This is a genomic window from Pseudomonas sp. W15Feb34, from assembly GCF_023127765.1.
GTDB lineage: Bacteria > Pseudomonadota > Gammaproteobacteria > Pseudomonadales > Pseudomonadaceae > Aquipseudomonas > Aquipseudomonas synxantha_A.
The window spans coordinates 84,289-105,085 of the sequence record NZ_SPKN01000018.1 but is presented as its reverse complement, the minus strand read 5'-3'; the positions used below and the strand labels follow the sequence as shown (position 1 = coordinate 105,085).

The following is a 20,797-nucleotide window of genomic DNA, read 5'->3' as shown; positions in this document are numbered from 1 at the left end:
TTACCCCCCAAATCCCTGTCGAATTCCGGCCAGCGTGGTTTAACGGGGCGCCCAAGATCAAAAGCAAGATCAAGAGCGGCTCGCTTCGCATCGTGGTTACGGTCGGCAGCTAATAGGTTGTGTGGATGTCCGTACCCATCGGGGGCAAGCCCCCTCCCACAGGGGACCGCCTACAGCCTGAGGATTTACCAGAACCGCTGCTGGGTCAAACGGCTCCACCAGGTCAGCAATACCCGGTCTACCGAACCGCTGGCCGCCAGGCCCACGCGCTCTTGCAGGCTTTTACGCTCGGCATAGTGCAGGTGGAACACTTCGGCAGTCTTGGCCTTGGTGGCCAGGTATTCATCGCTGGTCTGCAGCTCGTCGACCAACTGTTTGTCGAGGGCGGCCACACCCAACCACACTTCACCGGTCGCTACATCATCAATCGCCAATTGCGGGCGGTACCGCGAGACAAAGTTCTTGAACAACTGGTGGGTAATGTCCAGGTCTTCCTGGAACTTCTCCCGGCCCTTCTCGGTATTTTCGCCAAACACCGTGAGGGTGCGTTTGTATTCACCGGCGGTCAGCACTTCGAAGTCGATGTCGTGCTTTTTCAGCAGGCGGTTGACGTTGGGCAACTGCGCGACCACGCCGATGGAGCCGAGGATGGCGAACGGTGCGCTGATGATCTTCTCGCCGATGCACGCCATCATGTAGCCGCCGCTGGCCGCCACCTTGTCGATGCACACGGTCAACGGCACGCCGGCCTGGCGGATGCGCGCCAGTTGCGACGACGCCAGGCCATAGCTGTGCACCATGCCGCCGCCGCTTTCCAGGCGCAGCACCACTTCATCCTTGGGTGTGGCCAGGCTCAGCAGCGCGGTGATTTCATGGCGCAGGCTTTCGGTCGCCGACGCCTTGATGTCGCCATTGAAATCCAGCACGAACACCCGTGCCTTGGCCTGGGGCTTGTTCTTGTCTTTCTTCTTTTCGGCTTTGCTCTCGGACTTGCGCAGCGCCTTGAGCTGGTCTTTGTCGAGCAGGCTCGACTCCAGGCGCTCGCGCAGGCCCTTGTAGAAATCATTCAGCTTGCTGACCTGCAGTTGGCCGGCGGACTTGCGACGACCCTTGCTGCGCAGCGCTGCGAAGCTGATCAATACCACCAGAATAGCGACCACCAGGGTGACGGTCTTCGCCAGAAAGCTCGCGTATTCGGCCAGAAAATCCATATGTCTCCTTAAAAAATGCACTGCGCCAGGCGCGGATGGCCCCAGCATACCGACGCCACTGCGTTGGAGCCAGTGCTCAAACCGCCAGCAGGCGGGCTCCAATGGGCTTTTAAAACAAGCGTATGTTTTTTCATTGACAGCTCGCAGGCATCCTCATAACCTCGCCAGACTTTCAACGTACCGGGAAAACGGACGTGGGCAGCATCTATCTGATTCGACATGGCCAGGCCTCCTTCGGTGCAGACGACTATGACGTCCTGTCGCCCGTCGGTGTGGAACAGGCGCAAGTGCTCGGTCGCCATCTGGCAGACGTGGGCCTGGTGTTCGACCGCTGTATCGCCGGCGACCTGCGTCGCCAGCAACACACCGCCAGCGCCACGTTCGATCAATACCGCGCCCTCGGCCTGCCGGCCCCCATACTCGAAACCGACAGCGCCTTCAACGAGTTCGACGGCGAAGCCATCATCCGCGGCCTGCTGCCTGATTTACTCGGCAGCGAGCCCGATGCCGTGCATATCCTGCGCAATGGCCCGCAGAACCGCAGCGAGTTCCAGCGCATCTTCGCCCTGATCATCGAGCGCTGGCTGGCCGGCACCTATGACCCACCTGGGCTGGAAAGCTGGCTGGGGTTTGTCGAGCGGGTCCAGGGTGGCTTGCAACGCATCCTTGAGGCCGCCCGGAGCGCCGACAAAATCGCGGTGTTCACGTCCGGCGGCACCATCACCGCCCTGCTCCACCTGATTACCCGAATGCCTGCAGCCCAGGCGTTCGAAATGAACTGGCAAATTGTAAACACCTCGCTCAACCAGCTGAAATTCCGTGGTCGCGAGGTGGCACTGGCTTCCTTCAACAGTCATGCCCACCTGCAACTGTTGAAGGCGCCGCAGCTCATCACTTTCCGATGAACTGCGGCCAACCGTGACCCCAAGGTCACTGGACTCACCATAAAAGGATCGAAACCATGACTGACGTAGCCAAAGCTGTAGAAGCAATGAAAGCCAAATTCAACCCAAGCGCTGCCGAAGGCTTGGACCTGGTGTTCGGTTTCCGTATCGACGACACCAAGAATTTTTCGCTGGTGGTCAAGGACAAGACCTGCGAACTCCAGGAAGGTGAAAACCCTGACGCCCAAGTCACCCTGGTGATGGACAGCGAGACCCTGGAAGGCATCGTCGACGGTTCCACCGACGGCATGCAGGCGTTCATGGGCGGCAAGCTGCGCACCGAAGGCGACATGATGCTGGCGATGAAGTTGAGCGAACTGTTCCCTTCCTGATTCGGTAACCCGGGTCAAACAATCCCGTCTTTACAGGCGGGATTTTTTTGCCTGCACGCCTGGTCCCATCACCACCCGTCTCTCAGTATCCGCAACTCCAAATGCTGCAATAACATAATCGTTTTTCCATCCACAATATCCCCACTCTGCACCATCGCCAGCGCCTGCTCGAAGCCCAGCTCCAACACCTCGATATCCTCGCCCTCTTCTTCCAGGCCACCGCCCGCCCCAACTCGATCGCCTGGCTGATACTCACCGATAAAAAAGTGAATCCGTTCAGTCACCGATCCCGGGCTCATAAACGCTGCATAGATTTTCTCCACATGCCCCACGCGGTAGCCGGTCTCTTCTTCGGCTTCCAGGCGTATACGCTCTTCGGGGCTGGCGTTGTCGAGCAAGCCGGCCGCTGCTTCAATCAGGTAGCCGGAGTAATCGTTGACGAACGTCGGCATACGGAACTGGCGAATCAGCAGCACCGTGCGGCGCTCGCGGTTGTACAAAAGGATCGTTGCGCCGTTGCCCCGGTCGTAGACCTCACGCGTCTGGGCTTGCCAGCTGCCGTCGCGACGGCGCAGGTCGAAGCTGTATTTCTTCAACAGGTACCAGTTGTCCGAAAGGGTTTCTTCGCCAGTGATGCGCACGGGGCTATTGTTCATGGTCAAGCCTTGGTAGAGGGAGACAGATTCAGGTGATGGCCTGGGTATGCGGCTGTTTGATGCGCGACCATGCGGCAGCAACATCTTCAGCACTCCCCGCTTTTATACGGGCGAGATTGCGCGGGTAATCCACGCCGGGATTTTCGCTGAAACGCGTCGCGGTGAATTGACCGTTGCTGGCGCGCAGTATGTAGCCGGTATCCGTGCACTGCGACGAAGCAAGGAACAAGACCCCCGGCGTCACCCACTCCGGCTTGAGTTCGTCCGGCTCGTCGGTCACGCCCCACATGCGTGTCTTGGCCACCGGCGAGATCGCGTTGACGCGGATTCCGGCCTCGGCGCCTTCATGACTCAGCGCGTTCATGATGCCCAACTGTGCCATCTTGCCGGCGCTGTAAGCCACTAGCCCGGTTTGCTCGTATTGCGCATACATGGCGCGGTCGGAAGTGGTGAGGATGATGCGCGGCGCGCTAGAGCGCAGCAGGTGCGGCCAAGCGTGCTTGCACAGCCACAGCGGGGCGTAGAGATTGATGTCCATGGCGCGCTGAAGGAAGCTGGCGTCCAGTTCTGCGATGGGCTGGTAACCCACCCAACCGGCGTTGTGAATCAGGATGTCGAGCCGGCCGAACATTTCGAGGGCAAACGCGATCAGTTGCCGGCACCCCTCGTCCGTGGACAAGTCACCGCCATGGCCCACCACCGTCAGCCCTTCGTCACGCAGGGTGTCGGCGGCCTGTTGCACCACCGACGCATCGGTGCCTGCACCCATCTTGTCGGCACCAATATCGCTGATGACCACACGGGCGCCGGCCAGGGCCAACCCTCGTGCATAACTGAGCCCCAAGCCGCGTGCGCCGCCGGTGACGATCGCGGTTTTGCCGGTGAAATCCATGTACTTACCCTCCTGTTGGCCGTCTACCCTAACAATCGGCACCCGTGTTGTTCAATGCTGTAACACTTTCATCTGTCACGACCGTCGTATTAATACCTGCGCTCGCGGACCTTCTGGTAAAACCCGTGTTTCGCCTTTGTCCTGGAGCCTTCATGCCATCCTCTTTTCCAAAGTGACCCGCTGTAAAAGCGGAACCAATAGCGGCCGTTACCACAGGAATGGACATGTACTCGGTCTGATCCAGCCTCGTGGTCGGCCCTGAGGCCGCCATCGGGAGCAAGCTCCCTCCCACAAGATCAGTGTTGCTTTTAGGCCGTCACGAGAACAACCTGGCTCCCGCAATCGAGCTCAGCGCTGCGTCGGAATGCGAATATCACCGCTACGGCATTGGCTTTTTACACTGCGCGGGCATCCGGTGAATGCCAGTTCCTTGGTCAGGCACACGCGCACCTCCGACAGCACCTTGCCCTTGCAGATCACTGCCAAGCCGTGATTGCCCATGCGCGGGTTACTCTCGCGAAACAAGTCCTCAATCTCACGCGCCTGTAGCGACGCGGGTGTATTGAACGGCTGCAGTTGCGGCGGGATGACTACCGCGCCGAGTGCCGTGTCGGTCTTGTCCAGATACTCCAGCGGTTCGAGCCCGCTGCAGGTGCCATGCTTGGCCCACTCGTGCTTGAGCAGCGCACGGGTTGGAAACATTGCCGCCCCCTTGTCCATTTCCTCGTCATTCAAGCGTGACTGTGGCGCACAGGAGGCCGGCCACCCTCCCCGCGCGTATTGCGGCCACAAGCCGTGTAACACAAACCCATAGCCCTTGCCCGTGCACTGTTCATTGCCTGGGTGCGTCAGGCAGAAGGTCGGTGACCACGACAACGACAGCACATAAAAGTCAAACTCCCCCGGCAGCCCTTGGTCACGCGGCGCCGCAGTTGCAACTGTGGCGATCAGGAGCCACAACACCATCCAGTATTTCATCCCGGTATTCCTTTAAAAAATGAAGTCTTACGCTATCGCGGCAGCTAGGGATGATTGGAGTAACGTTGCAACACCTTGTCCAGGATGATATCGGTCTTCAACGCCTCGATCGCCAGCGACGGATGTTCGGCGTCCCCGCGAATATGCGCATTCATGCCCAGTACGTGGTGCCACTGGATATGTGCATGGCACGGCACTTCCAACACCTCGCTGGTTTCGCCTTCCAGGCGCAACGGCTGGTCCTCGAACACTGAAAACTGAATGCGGCCACGGCTGCCGATCAATTCGACACGGTCTTCGCGACGGTCCGCCACGAAGTTCCAGCAGCCCATGCCCAAGGCACCATTGGCGAAGGTCCAGCAGGCCGTCACGGCATCCTCTGCCGCGTAGCGCCCGGCCTGACGCGCGGAAAAGCCTGAGACCTCGACAATATCCCCGGCCAGGTACTGGAACAGGTCGAACCCGTGGCTGGCCAGGTCGGCGAAATAGCCGCCACCGGCAATGGCCGGATCGGTGCGCCAATTGGCGGCGTTGCTATCAGTTGCAGCGGCAGGCTTGCACAGGGTCCAGGTCAGGTGCCGCAACTCACCGATACGCCCTTCCTGCAGCCAGCTGCGCACTTGCTGAAAGCGCGGCAACGAGCGCCGATAGTAGGAAACAAACAGGTGCAGCCCGGCGCGCTCGAAGGTGCGTTGCATCAATGCGCTCTGCTCGGCATTCAGCGACATGGGTTTTTCGACGCAGCAATGTTTGCCCGCCGCCGCCACCATCAGGCTGTATTCAAGGTGACTGTCGGGCGGTGTGGCGATGTAGACCGCATCCACCTCAGGGTCATTGATCAGTGCCTGGGCATCGGTATGAAAGCGCGCGATACCGTGCCGCGCCGCATAATCGCGCACCGCCTCGATACGCCGCCCCATCACGGCCACCAATGCCGAACCTGGCGCTTTGTAGAAAGCGGGTCCACTCTTTAACTCAGTGACACTGCCACAGCCGATCATGCCCCAGCGTATGGTCTTCATCGAATGCCCTCGTTCGTCTTCGTCAATCGGGCAGTATCCACATACAGAACCCGGCACGCCATAACCACTTAGCATGACATTTGCATTACACTTTTGTGACATTCATCCGGCGCGGGGGCACATACGATGAAAATTAGGGCAACCGTCATTTGCGAACATGAAGGGCATATTCTCTTTGTGCGCAAGGCCAGATCAAAGTGGGCCTTGCCGGGCGGCAAGGTAGAACGCGACGAACGCCCGGTGGGCGCCGCCGAACGCGAGCTGGAAGAAGAAACCGGATTAAGCGTCGATGGCTTGCTGTACTTGCAAGAGCTGAAGGCCCGCGACACGCTGCACCACGTGTTCGAGGCCTCGGTGGTGAATATCGAGGAGGCGCGGCCGTGCAACGAAATCGTTGCCTGCCAGTGGTACGCCTACAGCGCCCTGGACGAACTGGACACCACCGACGCCACCCGTCACATCGTCAAATCCTTCCTGCGGCGCCTCTGACGCCGCGCACAACCACTAACCTACCGCCGCAAACCCACGGCGCCCGGCCTTGATCTCGGCACGCAACTCACCAATCAGGTTTGAGATGGAACGGATGCTGTTTAGGCCTTCAGGGGATACGCACGTCAACAGAAGATCGACGCGACCGGACTGCGGCTCATAGATGCTGATGCGCAGCGAGCCATCGCTGTTCAAGGTGCAGTCGCAGCAAAGAGGCTGGAACCCCGAGGCCATGATGCGGTTGAATTCGACGATCGAGATCATGACAAGCGCCCTTGTACGGGCCTACCTGATGGTTGTGATCCAAACAGCGTAGATGAGGTTTTGCCGCAGGCCGGACGATTGATGCAAAAGTGTTAGCCATGCCTCATTTCGCCCGGCAACGAGCGCGTTTCGAATGACAGGTCGTATCGCTGCCGTTATTGCCCGTACTTAATTCCAGGCAAAAAAAATCCCAAGTAGCTGATGGAAACTTGGGATTTAAAAATGCATAAACCGTGGGAGGTGAACGCCCGGCTATAGTAGCGACTGTAAAAACGTGTAACAAGATTATTTTAATCCTTTCGTCGGATTGAAAGCGCCGTAAGTCATTAAATAACCACATGTTTTTTATGGTAACGGGAAAAGTTAGTGCCACTTTTTGGTGCAAGTAACGGTTATACCCGTGCCATAAGTCCATTTATAAAAAAGGGTTCTTGATTAGGTACGGCACACTGTTTAATCACTGTTCACTCAATTGCTTGCACGTCTGTTGAAGTTCAGCGCGCCTGGCAGCGCTCACCTCCACGACGGTCTCCATGTGCCGACAAAGCGCCAGGCGCTCAGCGGCCTCTTCACGCTGGCGGTCCACCTGGGCGTTGAGTTGAACGAAATAGAACCCCAGTAGCGCCGCGAGGCACAGCACCCCCACGGCGAGATACAGCAAGCCGTTGGAGGATGGGGGTTTTTGGGCACTCATGACCTTAGGGTGCCCTGCTCTTTTCGTAGCGAACATCGTCGCCATCAACTGGGCCGACGTTGGACCAGCCCAGGCGTTGATAGAAACCGTTGGCACGGATTTCATCACGCCCGTCAGTGATCAGGTACAGCCTGTTGTGGCGTTCAAACAAAGCGGCTTCAGCCACTGCCATCAGTTGCCGTCCCAGGCCCAGGTTCTCGTGTGTGGGCAACACGAACATCGCGAACACTTCACCTTCATCCAGATCAACCATGGAAAATCCGGCGGCCTGGCCGTTGACTTCGGCGACCCAGGCGCAAGGCGCTTGGCGTATCGCGTCGACCAGTACCGGCGGCGTGATCCCCCGTTCGGCCATCTGCTCAAGGCTCAGATGGTTTTGCACCACCGAGGTGCGAATAGCGCACAGCGTATCGACATCATCGGCTGTCGCCGCTCGAATAAGCACTCGCATACAAGCCTCCATGAAGAAGTGCGCAATTGTATGCAAATACTCACACAGGGTTTGTGGGGGATTTGTAAGCGTCGTTAAACGGCTTCGGCTTATTTACGTGCGACTTTGTAGCGCAGGCAATCCTGGTAAAAACTTTTGCGGATCGCCTCCGGCTTCAGTCTTGAGTGGCTGTCATAGGTTTGCTCGGTAATCCCCATGGCCATCATGCGCATCCAGGATTTGTTGAACTTGATGGTCTGGATCTTCTGCCGAGCGGCATACAGCGACACTCCGGACAACTTCAACTCCTGAGCCCTGGCAGCTGTGCCCGCGCCCCAACTGCACATGTACTTGTCACCCTCACGCAACTCCCGAGCCTGTACGGTGGTCGCGCCCCCCGCCAGGGAGCAGGCAATCAGCATCATTCCAACAGTGCGCATTTGCATCCCCGCCTAACCACCTGAAAATAAAAGTGATTTTGGCGAGGATTTTGTTACAAAGGGGCCATTAAATTGCCTTATTGCGCAATATTTCGGGAACGCTGCGCACCGTGGCGAGGGTGCAAGCGCCTTCGCCACAGCAAGTTCACATCAAGGCTTGAGTTCGAATAGCGCCGGCATCGGCGGCCACTCCGAGGGGACTTTGCGGAAATGGCTGAAACCGGCCGCCTGCGCCATCTGGCGCGCACGTTTCTCACCCATGAACGCTCCCAGCCCTTCCCCGCCATGGGACAGCGAGCAAGTCATGCAATAGAGGGTGCTCTGCGGGTACATGACGCGGCCGAACAGGTTCATGTTCTCGTGCAGCTCTTCGGACAGGTTGAGTTCTACCATCAGGTAGGTGCCGTCTTTGGCCGTGGCGGCGCGCAGATCCTTGAGCATTTGCTGGGGGTCAGTGGCGTCGTGGATCACCACGAAAGTGGTCACGAAGTCGAACTGCTGGCCGCGCAGGGCATCCGAATCGTTGACCTCGAACTGCACCCGGTCGCCCACCCCAGCCGCCTCGGCGTTGGCGCGGGCCAACTCGATGGAAGGCAAGTGGAAATCGCAGCCGACGATGCGCGCCTCGGGGTAAGCCTTGGCCATAGTGATCGCCGCCAAGCCCGCGCCACAGCCGAAATCCAGCACACTGCCGCCGGTTTTGAGCTTCTCTTCGACACCGTCCAGGGACGGGATCCAGTGCTGGACCAGGTAGTGCTTGTACCAAGGCATGGTCATGCGCTCCATGCCTTTCCAGGTTTCCAGCGGGAACGCTTCTTCGGCGCAGCCACCGCCATGGCGGAAGGCTTCGATGACTTTGGGCGCCATGCTTACGAACGGCACGCTCAACTGGATGATGCCACCGGCGAAATACGGCGAGTCTTCATCGGCGAGTACCGGCACAAATTCAGCGGGCATCCGGTAGCGGCGAGTTTGCGCGTCATAGGTCACATAATTTCCGGTGACCATACTGCCCAGCCATTCACGCAAGTAGCGGGCGTTGTAGCCGGTCTTGTGCGCCAATTGTTCCAAGGTGACGGCCTCGCCGTCGGCCAGTGCCTTGAACAAGCCCAACTGGTCGCCGATGTAGAGCATGGCGCCGCGCAGCGTGTTGCCGTAGTCCTCCATGATGCGCGCCGAAAACTGTTGAACCTTGGCTTGATCAACTTCCATAAGTTTGGACATCTGTCGCTCCTTGATGATTGTGCAAGTCTGTTCAGTGATCAACGCGCCGCCAGTTTGGACAGCACGTTATCGACGATGTGTTCGGACATGCCCAGGTGAGTTCTCGGCTCGAACAGTCGCGCCAAAGCGCCTGCATTCATGACGGCAAGCACCCGGGCGTCGGCTTCGATTGCGGCGCGGATCGACACGTGATCACGCTGGCTGGCCTGGGACACTTCAAAGATGATCTGGTAGGCGCTGCTCTTGCCCAACTTGCGCGCCATTTCGAACACCACGGCTTCGGTGCAGATCGCATCGCCGTAGGCATGGGCAGTGCCCTCCATCTTTTTGACGTTAACGGTGAGCCCATCGATGGTGTCGGTCAGGATCGACAGCGCCATCAGCGCATAGTGAGAAACGTCCGCCACCGCACACCATTCCAGGCGTGTGCCGCGATAATCGCGCTCGTGTTCGAGGATCATCGCGTCCAGGGCCAGCATGACCTGGGCCTTGGCCAGCCGCGCCAACACCACCACTTGCTCGCAGCCTTCGGGGTTGCGTTTGTGCGGCATGGTGCTGCTGCCGATCTGCTGGTCGCTCCAGCCCACTTCCACTTCAGCGATTTCCCAGCGATTGAGCGTGCGGATCTCATCGGCCACACGGGCCAAGGAGGCCGTGACCATGGCCAGGGTGCTGACAAACTCCGCGACGCGGTCACGGGACACGTGCCACCCCGTCAGCGGCACTTGCAGCGACAGGCGCTGCGCGAAGCGTTCCAGCATCGGTATCGCTTCCGGGCCGAACGCCGCCATGGTGCCAACCCCGCCGAACAGCTGCACTACCAGCACACGCTGACGCGCTTCGGCCAGGCGCTGGCGATGCCGCAACAGTTCATCGATCCAGCCGGCGACCTTCAGCCCGAAGGTGGTCGGCAATGCCGGGATCGAGTGAGTCCTGGCCACCATGAGCGAGTCACGGTGCGCATCGGCCAGGGTCGACAACTTGCCGAGCAAGGTCTCCAGGGCCTGGTCCATCGCGTCGAGGACGTCGCGCATTTCCAAGGACTGGGCGGTGTCCTGGATATCCTGGGTGGTGGCGCCGTAGTGAACGTACTCGCGGGCGCTTGGGCTGCAATTTTTTTGCAGGGCGCGCAGCAACGGCATCAGCGAATGGCCGGTGGCTGCCACGCCCTCGGCCAACTGGCGCACATTGATGCCCGACAGCAAGGCGGCTTTTTCGATTTCCAGGGCGGCCTCGCGCGGGATGATATTCACATCGGCCTGAGCCATGGCCAGCGCGGCTTCCACATCCAGCCAGCGTTGCAAGCGACAGTGACTGCAGAAGATCTTGCGACTCTGCGGGCCGGCATAGCCTGAACCGTGGGTTTTCGAGTCGAGAATGTGGCTGTGTTCATGGCGGCATTGCTCGCCTTCATGATCGAGGCCCAGGTGTTCGGTGCGTGCGGTGCAAGACGCACGGGCTACCGTTTCCAACGTTTGCGCATCCATTACATACCCTCCATAGCGTACTGGGACTGACTGGTATTGCCTTGGGTTGCCATCACCGCTTCAAGGTCATCGCTTGAACAGCGGGGGATTGTTTTATTGGCCACCTGCTCGACCATCTCCGCCGCCAACCCGGTGTAGGCGGCCGGGTCAAGCAGGTCGTCGAGCGCCTGGCGGGTGAAACAGCCGTGCAGACGTTGATCGCTGAGCAAGGCTTCGCGAAAAGAACCGCCCGAACCTTGAGCCTGCAGGGCGATGTCGTGGATCAGGTGATGGGCCGTCTGCTTGCCCAGACGCGGCGCCAGCGCGAGCATGATGCGTTCCGACAGGATCAGCCCGCCGAGCATATCCAGGTTGCTGCGCATCCGTGCTTCGCGCACGTCCAGGCCGGCCAGCAGTACGCCTTCCATACGGGCGAGCAAGGCCCCGGCATAGATGAACAGCTCCGGCAAGGCAGCCCACTCAATCCGCCAGGTGGTGCCGTCTCGTTCATGCAGCTGGAATGCCGCGTCGGTGAGCGCAAGCATCTGCGCACGCACCAGGCGCGACAGCGCGCTGATCAAATCCACCGTCGACGGGTTTTGCTTGTGGGGCATGGTGCTGCTCCCCACCTGCCCTGCCCGTCGCCCTTCGCGCACCTCATCAATCTCGGTGCGTTGCAGGTGGTAGATCTCATTGGCAACCCGACCCAGGGTTGCCGATGCCTGCACCAGCAACCACGCCGCCTCCAGAATGCGGTCGCGGGCGCTGTGCCAACTGCTCAACGGTGCCGCCAGGCCGAGGCTTTCCAGAGTCCGGCGCTGCACCTCCAGGCCCTGCGGGCCAAGACCGGCCAGGGTGCCCACGGCGCCGGTGAGATTGCCCACCATGACCCGGGCATAGGCTTCGTCAAAACGCTCAAGGTGTCGATCGATCTCATCGACCCACACTGCCACCTTGTAGCCGAACGTGGTGGGCAGCGCTTGTTGCCCGTGGGTCCTGGCGACCATCGCCGTGTGTTTGTGTCGCAGCGCAAGCTTGAGCAAATGCCCACGGATAGCGCGCAAACGCTGCAACACCAGGCCCCAGGCATCGCGGACCTGCAACATAAGGCCGGTGTCGAGGATGTCCTGGGTGGTCACGCCGTAGTGCACGTATTCACCCAGGCCATCGGCGCACAGGGCCTCCAGTGCGCGAAGGGTCGGCACCAGGATATGCCCGGTTTCCATGCTTTGGCGTCCCAGGGCATCAAGGTCCAGCAGTTCCACACTGGCGACCCGGGCGATTTCCCGCGCGGCCTCAGGGGGGATGATGCCCATCTGCGCCTGGGTCGCCGCCAGTGCTGTTTCAACATCGAGCCACTTCTGCACCTGATTGGCATCAGAGAAGATCGCGGCAAATTCCGGGGACGAGTAAGCGCCCCCGTGGATACGGGATTCAGTTATATGACTTGGCATGTCGGGGTACTCGCGTTGTCCAGGGAGGGCTATTTCACGCGCTGCATTTCTTCCCAGACCGCATCGTAATAAGCCCGCTCCAGCCGGAAGTGCTCGGCCAGCGACGTCAGAAACGCGTTCTGGAACCCGAGGTCCGGAATACGACGTGAAATCAGCGCCCATTCACGCTTGGCGCGTGGCGGCACCAGGCTGATATGCACTTCGTAGTACTGCGCGTCGTCCTGGCTCAAGCCCGCGTTACGCAAAGCGTTGTACAGCTTGCCGTGATTGCCGGGCACCACCAGTTCGGTGATATAGAACACCGCCAGGCCCCAGCCGACATCGGGGTTACGGAAACACCGCGCGCGGTTGTTCAGGTAGGCGATTTCTTCGGGCATGGTCGAGATGGCTTCGAAATCGGCGGTCAGGCCAATGGCGGCGAGGAGCTTGGCCAACAACCGAGGATGGGAACGCTGCTCGTCCTCTTCACCCAACTCGCCGTACAGATAACGGCCGAGTGCGGCGGCCTCGTCGACGTCGGTCAGGTTGACCAACAGGTCGGCGGCATCACGGTACAGGCGGTAGGTGCGGAACCATTGATGGCGCAGAAATACCTGCAGTTGTTCACGGGAAGCCTTGCCCTCAAACACATACTGCGACATCGGGTGATGCTCTCGCGATTGCGCGGCAATTTGTTCTTCCAGGCGTTGCTGGAAGCCGGTTTCGGACAAGGGCGATGCCAGATCCACCGACGGCATGAAGCGCTCTTGCACGCGATAGATGGCATTGGCCAGCCAGCGACGGGTCGAGGCGCTGGCAACATCATCGCTGAGCGAAAGGATATACAGCAATTGCTGGCACTGCGCCGCGTTTGCGGCGTCGCCCTGCAAGCCCGACTCGCACAGGCCGCTCAGCATATTGGCGGCAATTTCGATGCGATTGAACGTTGCCTCGGGCTTCAGCGCTTCGGCCAACAAGCGGGCTTCGGCGGTGTGGATATTCTGCAACTGCGGCTGCGAGAAATTAAGTGGGCTCATCATGTGCTCCATTATTGTTGTTCTGCGATCACAGGGCTCAGGCAGACAGGCGCTGTGCCTGCATCTGCTGCCACAAACTGTCGAAGTAGGCCTTGTTGATTTCGAAGTGACGTTTCAACGCGCGCATGAACGTGCGCTGGAAGCCTTCATCGCCGGCGAACTTGGCAATCAGTGCCCACATCTCCTCGGTATCGATCTCATCCTGGGTGCCATGCAGGCGATGGAATTCACTGGGTTGCTGTGGAACATCCAGGCGTTGCAACAGCTCGTAGATGCGCCGATGGTTGACGCAACTGACTGACTCCACCGCATAGAGCAGTGCAAGGCCCCAGGCGACATCGGTGTGGCGCACGCAGCGAATGCGATTATTGAGGTAGGCCTTTTCCAACGGATGCAGCGCAGGAAAATCGATCGCCAGCGCAATATCGAAATACTCCATCAGATGGGCCAGCATCGCCGGGTGCGAACGCTCCGGCATCTCGGCACCCGCTTCACCGTAAAGGTTGCGGTAGAACACCGAGGCGTCTTCGATCGCTTCAAAGCGAAAGGCCAGTTCGGCCAGCAGGCTGTAAAAGTTGTAGGAGCGGGTCCAGTGATGCGCCAGGAAGAACCGCACATCTTGCACAGGCGGCGTACCCTGGAACAGGTGCACCGACATGGGGTGGTTGACCCGGCTGCGCGCGGCGATTTCAGCGTCGACCAACTGGCGGAACTCATCCACCGGCAACGCGGTGAAGCCCGGCAGGTCGGCGGCGAACTCATCTTCGGCGCGGTAGACCTCACTGGCCATCCAACGGCGGGTCGGCTCAGTGCGTGGATCGCCCGGAATGTGCAGTTGCAGCAGGGCTGCCTGGTAGTGGGCGTAGGCATCGGCATCCCCCGACAAGCCTTGCCGGGTCAGCGCGAGCAGTGCTTCCAGCGCGCGGATGACCTGGGCGTAGTGGGCGCCGGGTTCCAGGGCACTGGCCATCAGTGTCGAGGCCGTGGTGAACAGGTCGGAATCCGAGCGTTGTAACAGGGCAGCAGTATCCATTGATAACCCCTCGATTCTTGTTTTTGTGATTTGGCGTACTCGAAGAAAAGGCTAAAGGTTCCTCTAGTGGCAAGGTCAATACCTGTAGGAAATTTCTTTTCCCAATGGACATTTACCTGGCGTGTGGAGAGCAAAATGTGGGAGGGGGCTTGCTCCCGATGGCAGTGGGTCAGTGCCAGATGTACTGACTGACCCGCCGCCATCGGGAGCAAGCCCCCTCCCACATTTGCACTGCCGTGCTGTGTTTTTGCTCGGCTGTGGCTAACGCAGCGCCGCAGCCCCACTGCAAGCCTGCCCCGCCTGTTCACAAATCTGCCAGCCACCGCCCAGCGCCTTGTAGATCCCCACCACCGCCAAGCGCTGCTGGGTGCGCGCCGCCGTTAACGCACGGCGGCTGGTGAAGTCGGCACGTTCGGCCTCAAGCACATCCAGATACATGCCCTCGCCTTCGGCAAATCGCGTGCGCGCAAACCTGGCCGCCTCGCGATTGGCCGCCGCCTCCAGCAGCCGCAGGCCCAAGGTGCTGCCCGCGGCACTGTTGGCCTGGAACGCATCGTCGGTTTCCTGCAGGGCACGCAATACGGTCTGGTCATAGGCGATCAAGGCCGCTTGGGTACGCGCCTCGCTGGCGGCGATCCGTGCGCGTACACGCCCGGTGTCCAGCAGCGACCAGCGAATCACCGGAGCGATAACGTTCGACTGCATGCCTGCATCACCCAGGGAGCCGAGGCTTCCGGCCAGTAGTCCGATGGAGCCCTGCACCTGGATATCCGGATACAGGCCGGCGGTTTCCACGCCTATTTGCGCAGTCTCAGCCGCCAGGGTGCGTTCGGCCGCAGCGATATCGGCGCGCCGGGCCAACAAGCCGGCCGGGTCGCCGACTTGCAGGGTACGCAGGTTCAAGGCCTCACGGCCGGGCTTGGCCGCAGGCGGATTGAACCCCTGCGGCGCTTGCCCCAGTAGCACGGCCAGCGCGTTGGTGGAGGCGGCGCGTCGCCGCTCAAGGTCGGGCGCTACCGCCTCGACATTGCGCAGCAAGGCCTCGGCGCGCAGCCGGTCGAACTCGGTGGCGGCGCCGACGCTGACCAGATGTTCCACCAGGCCCAGGCTGTCGCGCTGGCTCTGGCTGATATCCGCGACCACCGCCTGTTCAGCTTCGATCCCTTGCAGTTCGAACCAGGTGGCCGCGACGGTGGCGGCGACGCTCGCCTGCACACTGCGCAGCAATGCCTGGCGCGACCCCGCCTGCGCTTGCGCTGCCTCTACCGAGCGGCGGACGCGCCCAAACAGGTCGATTTCCCAGGCCGCATCCAGCGCCGCGCGGGTGGTTTCGATTGAGCGTTCCTGGCCCAGCGGCGTCTCGACTTCACTGCGCCGTCGGTGCTCATAACCGAGGGCGGCACCGCCACTGGGCAGAAACCCTTGGCGGCTCTCGCGCAGCATCGCCTTGGCTTCATCCAGGCGTACGGCGGCGATGCCGATGTCGTGGTTGGCCGCCAGCGCCTGCTGAATCAATTGGCTGAGTGCCGGCTCGTCGAACACTTGCCACCACTGCACCTCGACCTCACCGCTGCCCAGACCTGCAACGGGCGCACCGAAGCTTGCCGGCCTGTGCGGGGCGTGCAGCACCGGCGCGGAATAGTCAGGCCCTACCGCAGCGCAGCCGGCCACCAGCAGCAACGGCAACATAAAGAGTGGAAAAGACCGTTTCATGATGCGCGCTCCTCCAGCTGCAACTTCGGACTCGAACCCTGACGCTGCAAGCGCAGCGCCAGGCTGCGCATCACCACGTAGAACACCGGCGTGAGGAACAGGCCGAACAGCGTCACGCCCAACATCCCGGCAAACACTGCAACCCCCATGGCATGACGCATTTCGGCCCCGGCGCCACTGGCCAATACCAGCGGTACCACGCCGGCGATGAATGCAAGCGACGTCATCAGGATCGGCCGCAAGCGCAGTTGGCACGCGTGGACAACCGCCTCCAACGGGCTCGCACCTTCGGCTTCGAGGCTGCGGGCAAACTCGACGATCAGAATGGCGTTCTTCGCCGCAAGCCCCACCAGCACCACCAACCCGATCTGCACGAACACGTTGTTGTCACCGTCCACCAGCCACACGCCGATGATCGCGCTGAGCAAGCACATGGGCACGATCAGCAAGACCGCCAGAGGCAACAGCCAACTGTTGTACTGCGCGGCGAGGATCAGGTACGCCAGCAACACACACAGCGGGAAAATAAACAGCGCCGATGACCCGGCGAGTTTTTGCTGGTAGGTCAAATCCGTCCATTCATAGGTCACGCCTTCGGGCAGTACCTCCTGCGCCAGCCGCTCCATCAGCGCAACAGCTTGCCCCGAGCTGACCCCAGGCATCGCCCCACCGGAGATATCCGCCGAAGGGTAGCCGTTGTAGTGAATCACCCGGTCCGGGCCGGAACCCGGTGTGACGGTGACAAACGCCGACAACGGCAACATGTTCCCGGCCGCATTGCGCACTTGCAGGCGGCCGATGGCTTCGGCCTGCATACGATGGTCGGCATCAGCCTGGGCGGTCACCTTGTAGGTCCGGCCGAAACGGTTGAAGTCGTTGACATACAGCGACCCGAGATAGACCTGCAAAGACTCGAACACATCCGCCAGACGCACGCCCTGGCTCTTGACCTGGGTGCGATCGATGTCGACGTTCAACTGCGGTGCGTTGACGTCCAGGCTGGTCATCAATCCGGCGACCTGGCCCGACTCAGTGGCTTTGGTCATCAATACCTGGGTCTGCTGCACCAATGCCTCAAGCCCAACCCCGCCACGGTCCTCGACCTGTAACTTAAAGCCACCGGTCACCCCAAGGCCGGGCACCGGCGGCGGCGGGAATACGCCGAGGAATCCGTCAGGGATGCTCGCGAACTTGGCTTGCAGGCGCCCGGCGATGGCGACCGCAGTCATATCGGGCGAGGTTCGTTCCTTGAATGGATCGAGCATGACGAACATCACCGCAGCATTCGGCACATTGACGAAGCCGTTGACCGATAACCCCGGGAACGCCACGACGCTTTCGACGCCCGGTTCATCCAGGGCGATCTTCGACATCTGCCGCACCACCGCATCGGTACGGTCCAGCGAGGCCGAATTGGGCAATTGGGCGATACCCACCAGATAGTACTTGTCTTGCATCGGCACAAAGCCCGCCGGTACAGCGTTGAAGCCGAACCAGGTCAGCGCCAGTAATGCGCTGTAGGCGACCAGCGCCACCCCGCGGCGGCCGACGACCTTGCGCACCGAGTTGCCATACGCCTGCGGCGCCCGCTGGAACGGTCGGCTCAGCACCTGCACCCAATGCGCAGCACGACCGCGCAGGCTGCGCGGGTCGTGCGCCACGGCGGCGCTGCGCGGGCGCAGCAACAGGCCGGCCAGCGCCGGACTCAGGGTCAACGAGTTGACCGCCGAGAGGATCGTGGAAATCGCGATGGTCAGCGCAAATTGCCGGTAGAACTCACCCTGCAGACCACTGAGAAACGCTGTGGGAATAAACACCGCCGCCAGCACCGAGGTAATGGCGATGATCGGGCCGGTGACCTCCCCCATTGCCTTGCGCGCTGCCTCGGTGGGCTCCTCGCCGTTCTCGATATGCCGCTCGACGTTCTCGACCACCACGATGGCATCGTCGACCACGATGCCGATCGACAACACCAGCCCGAACAACGACAAGGTATTGAGGGAAAACCCCATCAGATGCATGACCGCGAAGGTGCCAATGATCGACACCGGCACAGCCATCAACGGGATCAGCGATGCGCGCCAGTTACGCAGGAACACCACCACCACGATGACCACCAGCAGGATCGCTTCCATCAGCGTGATGGCGACTGACTCCAGCGAAGCGCGCACAAACACGGTCGGGTCGTAGGCTATCCGCGACACCAGCCCTTCGGGGAAGTTGGCCTGCAGGCGCTGCATGGTGTCACGCACCGCCTGCGCTACATCGAGCGCATTGGCCCCTGGGCTCTGGATGATCTGCAAAGCCACCGCCGGCTCGCCATCCAACAGGCTGCGCAGCGCATAGGCATCGGCGCCCATCTCGATACGGGCCACATCGCGCAGGCGCGTGACCTGGCCGTTATCGCCGGTGCGGATGATGATGTCGCCGAACTGCGCTTCGTCCGTCAGGCGCCCGAGAGTGTTGACCGTGACTTGGAAAGCCGCATTGGAATCAGGTGACTGGCCGACCGAGCCGGCTGCCACTTGCACGTTCTGCTCGCGTACGGCGCCGATCACATCACCGGCGGTCAAGCCACGGGCAGCGATCAGGTCCGGGTCGAGCCACAGCCTCATGCTGTATTCACCGGCGCCCCACACCAGCACGTCGTTGATCCCCGGTATGCGCGACAGCTCATCGCGCACCTGCAAGTAGGCGTAGTTGGAGATGTACAGCGGGTCATAACGTTGGTCGGGAGACAGCAGGTGGACCACCATGAGGATGTCCGGCGAGGTCTTCTGCGTGACCACACCGAGACGCTGCACCTCTTCGGGCAAACGCGGCAACGCACGCGAGACGCGGTTTTGCACCTGGATCTGCGCCATGTCGGCATTGGTGCCCTGGGCGAAGGTCGCCGTCAGGATCATGCGGCCATCGGTGGCCGACTGCGAGGTCATGTAGAGCATGCCCTCAACGCCGGTGATCACCTGTTCCAGTGGCGCCGCCACCGTCTCGGCAATCACTTGCGGGTTGGCCCCAGGATAATTCGCGGTGACTTGCACAGTGGGTGGCGTGACCGCGGGGTATTCGCTCAGCGGCAGGTGGAAGAAGGCGACAAGGCCGCCGATCATCATCAACACCGACAGGACGATGGCGAAGATGGGCCGATCAATAAAGAACCGTGGAAAGCTCATTGCACGCCTCCCACAGTCAGCGGTGCCTCAAGCGGCTTGCCCTCGATGCTGGCGGCCAGCGGCGTCACCGTCATGCCCGGGCGCACCAGCCCTTTGACAACAATGCGCTCGCCCGGTTGCAGGCCCTGTTCAATCACCCGCAGGCCGTCAGCCATCGGGCCCAATTCGACCGGGCGGTATTGGGTCTTGTCGCCGTCACCGACCACCAGCACATAGCGCCGGCCCTGGTCGGTGCCGATGGAATGGTCGGCAATCAACACCCGCGTTTGTGCCGCGCCGGTGTCCAGCTTGACCTTGGCGAACAGCCCGGGGGTCAGGCGCCCGTCCGGGTTTTCGACCACCGCACGCACGCGCACGGTGCCGGTCTTGCGGTCGGCTGCGTTGGCCAGAAAGTCCACCCGCCCGGCCCGCGTATAGGTGGCATCATTGAGCATCGCCACCATTACCTTGGCAGCTTTGTCCCCCTTCGATCCGGCGTGTTCACGGGTCGCTGCCAACGAGTGCAGATAGGTGCGCTCGTCGACATCGAAGTACACATGCAACGGATCGACCGAAACGATCGTCGTCAACGGCGTCTCCCCTCGGGTGACATAGTTGCCTTCGGTGACGAGGGCACGATCGATGCGGCCGCTGATGGGCGCGGTGACGCGTGTGTAGCTCAGGTCCAGCTGTGCCGTATCCAATGCCGCCTTCGCCGCCTCGACCTGGGCCCTGCCGGCATTCAAGGAGGCAATGGCGGTGTCGAGGCGATCACGCGCCACCACCTTCTTGGCGAACAGTTGCTCGGCTCGGCCATGCTCGGCCTGGGCCAGCAACGCATTGGCCTCGGCCTCGCGCAAACGCGCCTTGGCAGCGTTCAACGCGGCCTGAAATCCCCGCGGGTCAATCACAAACAACGGGCTGCCCTTGGTGACGAACTGGCCTTCGGGCACGCTGACACTTTGCAGATAACCACTGACACGCGGGCGCAGTTCGACCTGCTCAATGGCGGTCAACGAACCGGTGTACTCGACAAACGGCGTCACCGCTCGCGCCACCACTTCGGCCACCGGCACGCTGGGCGGCTTGGCGGCAGCGGCCGGCGGCGCGTTGTCTGTGCATCCGCCCAGCGTCAACACCACGGCCATTGCCCCGGTGATCAGGCTTATTGGTTTGGCGTACATCGTTCACCCTCCTTGGAATTTTCAAGACACATCGACACTGGAGGTTTTTATCGGGCTTGCCACATTGGGAAGGTCAAGCGCTATAAAACCGGGAGGGTGTGTTTTTGTCTGGAGGGTGTTTTGAGTGGGGATTGGGTGCGCAGGTCAAGCGCGCTTTATAGCAGCCGACGGTAACCACGAAGCGAAGCGAGCCGCTCTTGATT

At 61.0% G+C, this 20,797-nt stretch carries 20 protein-coding genes; 3 read left to right on the top strand and 17 right to left on the bottom strand.

The features are described from left to right. Positions 1 to 185 precede the first annotated feature (185 nt). Positions 186 to 1,211, bottom strand: coding sequence for a protease SohB (gene sohB / locus E4O97_RS08095; protein WP_032876106.1), 1,026 nt, complete (start codon positions 1,209 to 1,211; stop codon positions 186 to 188). Positions 1,212 to 1,405: 194 nt separating this feature from the next. Here sohB and E4O97_RS08090 point away from each other — a divergent pair, with 194 nt between their 5' ends. Together E4O97_RS08090 and E4O97_RS08085 are read left to right on the top strand one after the other, a co-directional pair. After that, on the top strand, positions 1,406 to 2,116 hold the full coding sequence (locus tag E4O97_RS08090; RefSeq protein WP_248161109.1) for a histidine phosphatase family protein: 711 nt from the start codon (positions 1,406 to 1,408) through the stop codon (positions 2,114 to 2,116). Positions 2,117 to 2,172: 56 nt separating this feature from the next. After that, positions 2,173 to 2,487: an SCP2 sterol-binding domain-containing protein gene (locus E4O97_RS08085; RefSeq protein WP_005788868.1), complete on the top strand. Its 315-nt coding sequence runs from the start codon at positions 2,173 to 2,175 to the stop codon at positions 2,485 to 2,487. A gap of 68 nt (positions 2,488 to 2,555) precedes the next feature. Here E4O97_RS08085 and E4O97_RS08080 read toward each other — a convergent pair whose 3' ends face one another. The 4 genes from E4O97_RS08080 to E4O97_RS08065 form a co-directional block, all read right to left on the bottom strand. Then, positions 2,556 to 3,143, bottom strand: a complete 588-nt coding sequence (locus E4O97_RS08080) for an NUDIX domain-containing protein (protein ID WP_005788870.1) — start codon at positions 3,141 to 3,143, stop codon at positions 2,556 to 2,558. A gap of 28 nt (positions 3,144 to 3,171) precedes the next feature. After that, positions 3,172 to 4,035 carry an SDR family oxidoreductase gene (locus E4O97_RS08075; RefSeq protein ID WP_078821160.1) on the bottom strand — a complete coding sequence of 288 codons (864 nt, stop codon included), beginning with the start codon at positions 4,033 to 4,035 and terminating at the stop codon, positions 3,172 to 3,174. 348 nt (positions 4,036 to 4,383) lie between these two features. After that, complete coding sequence (locus E4O97_RS08070) at positions 4,384 to 5,013, bottom strand: ribonuclease T2 (RefSeq protein ID WP_032876116.1); 630 nt, start codon at positions 5,011 to 5,013, stop codon at positions 4,384 to 4,386. A gap of 44 nt (positions 5,014 to 5,057) precedes the next feature. Next, positions 5,058 to 6,035: a Gfo/Idh/MocA family oxidoreductase gene (locus E4O97_RS08065; protein WP_032876119.1), complete on the bottom strand. Its 978-nt coding sequence runs from the start codon at positions 6,033 to 6,035 to the stop codon at positions 5,058 to 5,060. Positions 6,036 to 6,161: 126 nt separating this feature from the next. Here E4O97_RS08065 and E4O97_RS08060 point away from each other — a divergent pair, with 126 nt between their 5' ends. After that, positions 6,162 to 6,524, top strand: a complete 363-nt coding sequence (locus E4O97_RS08060; RefSeq protein ID WP_032876122.1) for an NUDIX domain-containing protein — start codon at positions 6,162 to 6,164, stop codon at positions 6,522 to 6,524. Between the two features lie 15 nt (positions 6,525 to 6,539). On the opposite strand, the gene E4O97_RS08055 is transcribed toward E4O97_RS08060, so the two are convergent. The 12 genes from E4O97_RS08055 to E4O97_RS08000 all read right to left on the bottom strand — a co-directional run bounded on the left by E4O97_RS08055 (position 6,540) and on the right by E4O97_RS08000 (position 20,594). Beyond that, positions 6,540 to 6,788 (bottom strand): DUF1652 domain-containing protein, encoded by a 249-nt coding sequence (locus tag E4O97_RS08055; protein ID WP_032876124.1) that lies wholly within the window; start codon positions 6,786 to 6,788, stop codon positions 6,540 to 6,542. Positions 6,789 to 7,245: 457 nt separating this feature from the next. Then, entirely contained in the window at positions 7,246 to 7,482 is a 237-nt protein-coding gene (locus E4O97_RS08050) for a hypothetical protein (protein WP_078821158.1), read from the bottom strand. A gap of 4 nt (positions 7,483 to 7,486) precedes the next feature. Next, positions 7,487 to 7,933: a GNAT family N-acetyltransferase gene (locus E4O97_RS08045; RefSeq protein WP_032876130.1), complete on the bottom strand. Its 447-nt coding sequence runs from the start codon at positions 7,931 to 7,933 to the stop codon at positions 7,487 to 7,489. 89 nt (positions 7,934 to 8,022) lie between these two features. Beyond that, a complete protein-coding gene (locus E4O97_RS08040; RefSeq protein WP_032803867.1) occupies positions 8,023 to 8,352 on the bottom strand; it encodes a hypothetical protein in 330 nt (109 codons plus the stop codon). Between the two features lie 150 nt (positions 8,353 to 8,502). Further along, positions 8,503 to 9,576 carry a class I SAM-dependent methyltransferase gene (locus tag E4O97_RS08035; RefSeq protein WP_032876133.1) on the bottom strand — a complete coding sequence of 358 codons (1,074 nt, stop codon included), beginning with the start codon at positions 9,574 to 9,576 and terminating at the stop codon, positions 8,503 to 8,505. A 38-nt stretch (positions 9,577 to 9,614) separates the two neighbouring features. Continuing rightward, the gene (locus E4O97_RS08030) at positions 9,615 to 11,063 is read right to left on the bottom strand and encodes an adenylosuccinate lyase family protein (RefSeq protein ID WP_248161108.1); all 1,449 of its coding nucleotides are present in this window, start codon (positions 11,061 to 11,063) and stop codon (positions 9,615 to 9,617) included. After that, positions 11,063 to 12,496, bottom strand: a complete 1,434-nt coding sequence (gene purB / locus E4O97_RS08025; protein WP_032876137.1) for an adenylosuccinate lyase — start codon at positions 12,494 to 12,496, stop codon at positions 11,063 to 11,065. The genes E4O97_RS08030 and purB overlap by 1 nt, the downstream gene beginning before the upstream one ends. Before the next feature lie 29 nt (positions 12,497 to 12,525). Continuing rightward, the gene (locus tag E4O97_RS08020; RefSeq protein WP_148853683.1) at positions 12,526 to 13,512 is read right to left on the bottom strand and encodes an HOASN domain-containing protein; all 987 of its coding nucleotides are present in this window, start codon (positions 13,510 to 13,512) and stop codon (positions 12,526 to 12,528) included. Positions 13,513 to 13,549: 37 nt separating this feature from the next. Next, positions 13,550 to 14,545, bottom strand: a complete 996-nt coding sequence (locus tag E4O97_RS08015; protein ID WP_248161107.1) for an HOASN domain-containing protein — start codon at positions 14,543 to 14,545, stop codon at positions 13,550 to 13,552. Positions 14,546 to 14,806: 261 nt separating this feature from the next. Beyond that, complete coding sequence (locus E4O97_RS08010; protein ID WP_216091580.1) at positions 14,807 to 16,258, bottom strand: efflux transporter outer membrane subunit; 1,452 nt, start codon at positions 16,256 to 16,258, stop codon at positions 14,807 to 14,809. Next, entirely contained in the window at positions 16,255 to 19,431 is a 3,177-nt protein-coding gene (locus tag E4O97_RS08005; RefSeq protein WP_032876146.1) for an efflux RND transporter permease subunit, read from the bottom strand. The genes E4O97_RS08010 and E4O97_RS08005 overlap by 4 nt, the downstream gene beginning before the upstream one ends. Beyond that, positions 19,428 to 20,594: an efflux RND transporter periplasmic adaptor subunit gene (locus E4O97_RS08000; protein WP_248161106.1), complete on the bottom strand. Its 1,167-nt coding sequence runs from the start codon at positions 20,592 to 20,594 to the stop codon at positions 19,428 to 19,430. The genes E4O97_RS08005 and E4O97_RS08000 overlap by 4 nt, the downstream gene beginning before the upstream one ends. Between the last annotated feature and the right edge of the window lie 203 nt (positions 20,595 to 20,797).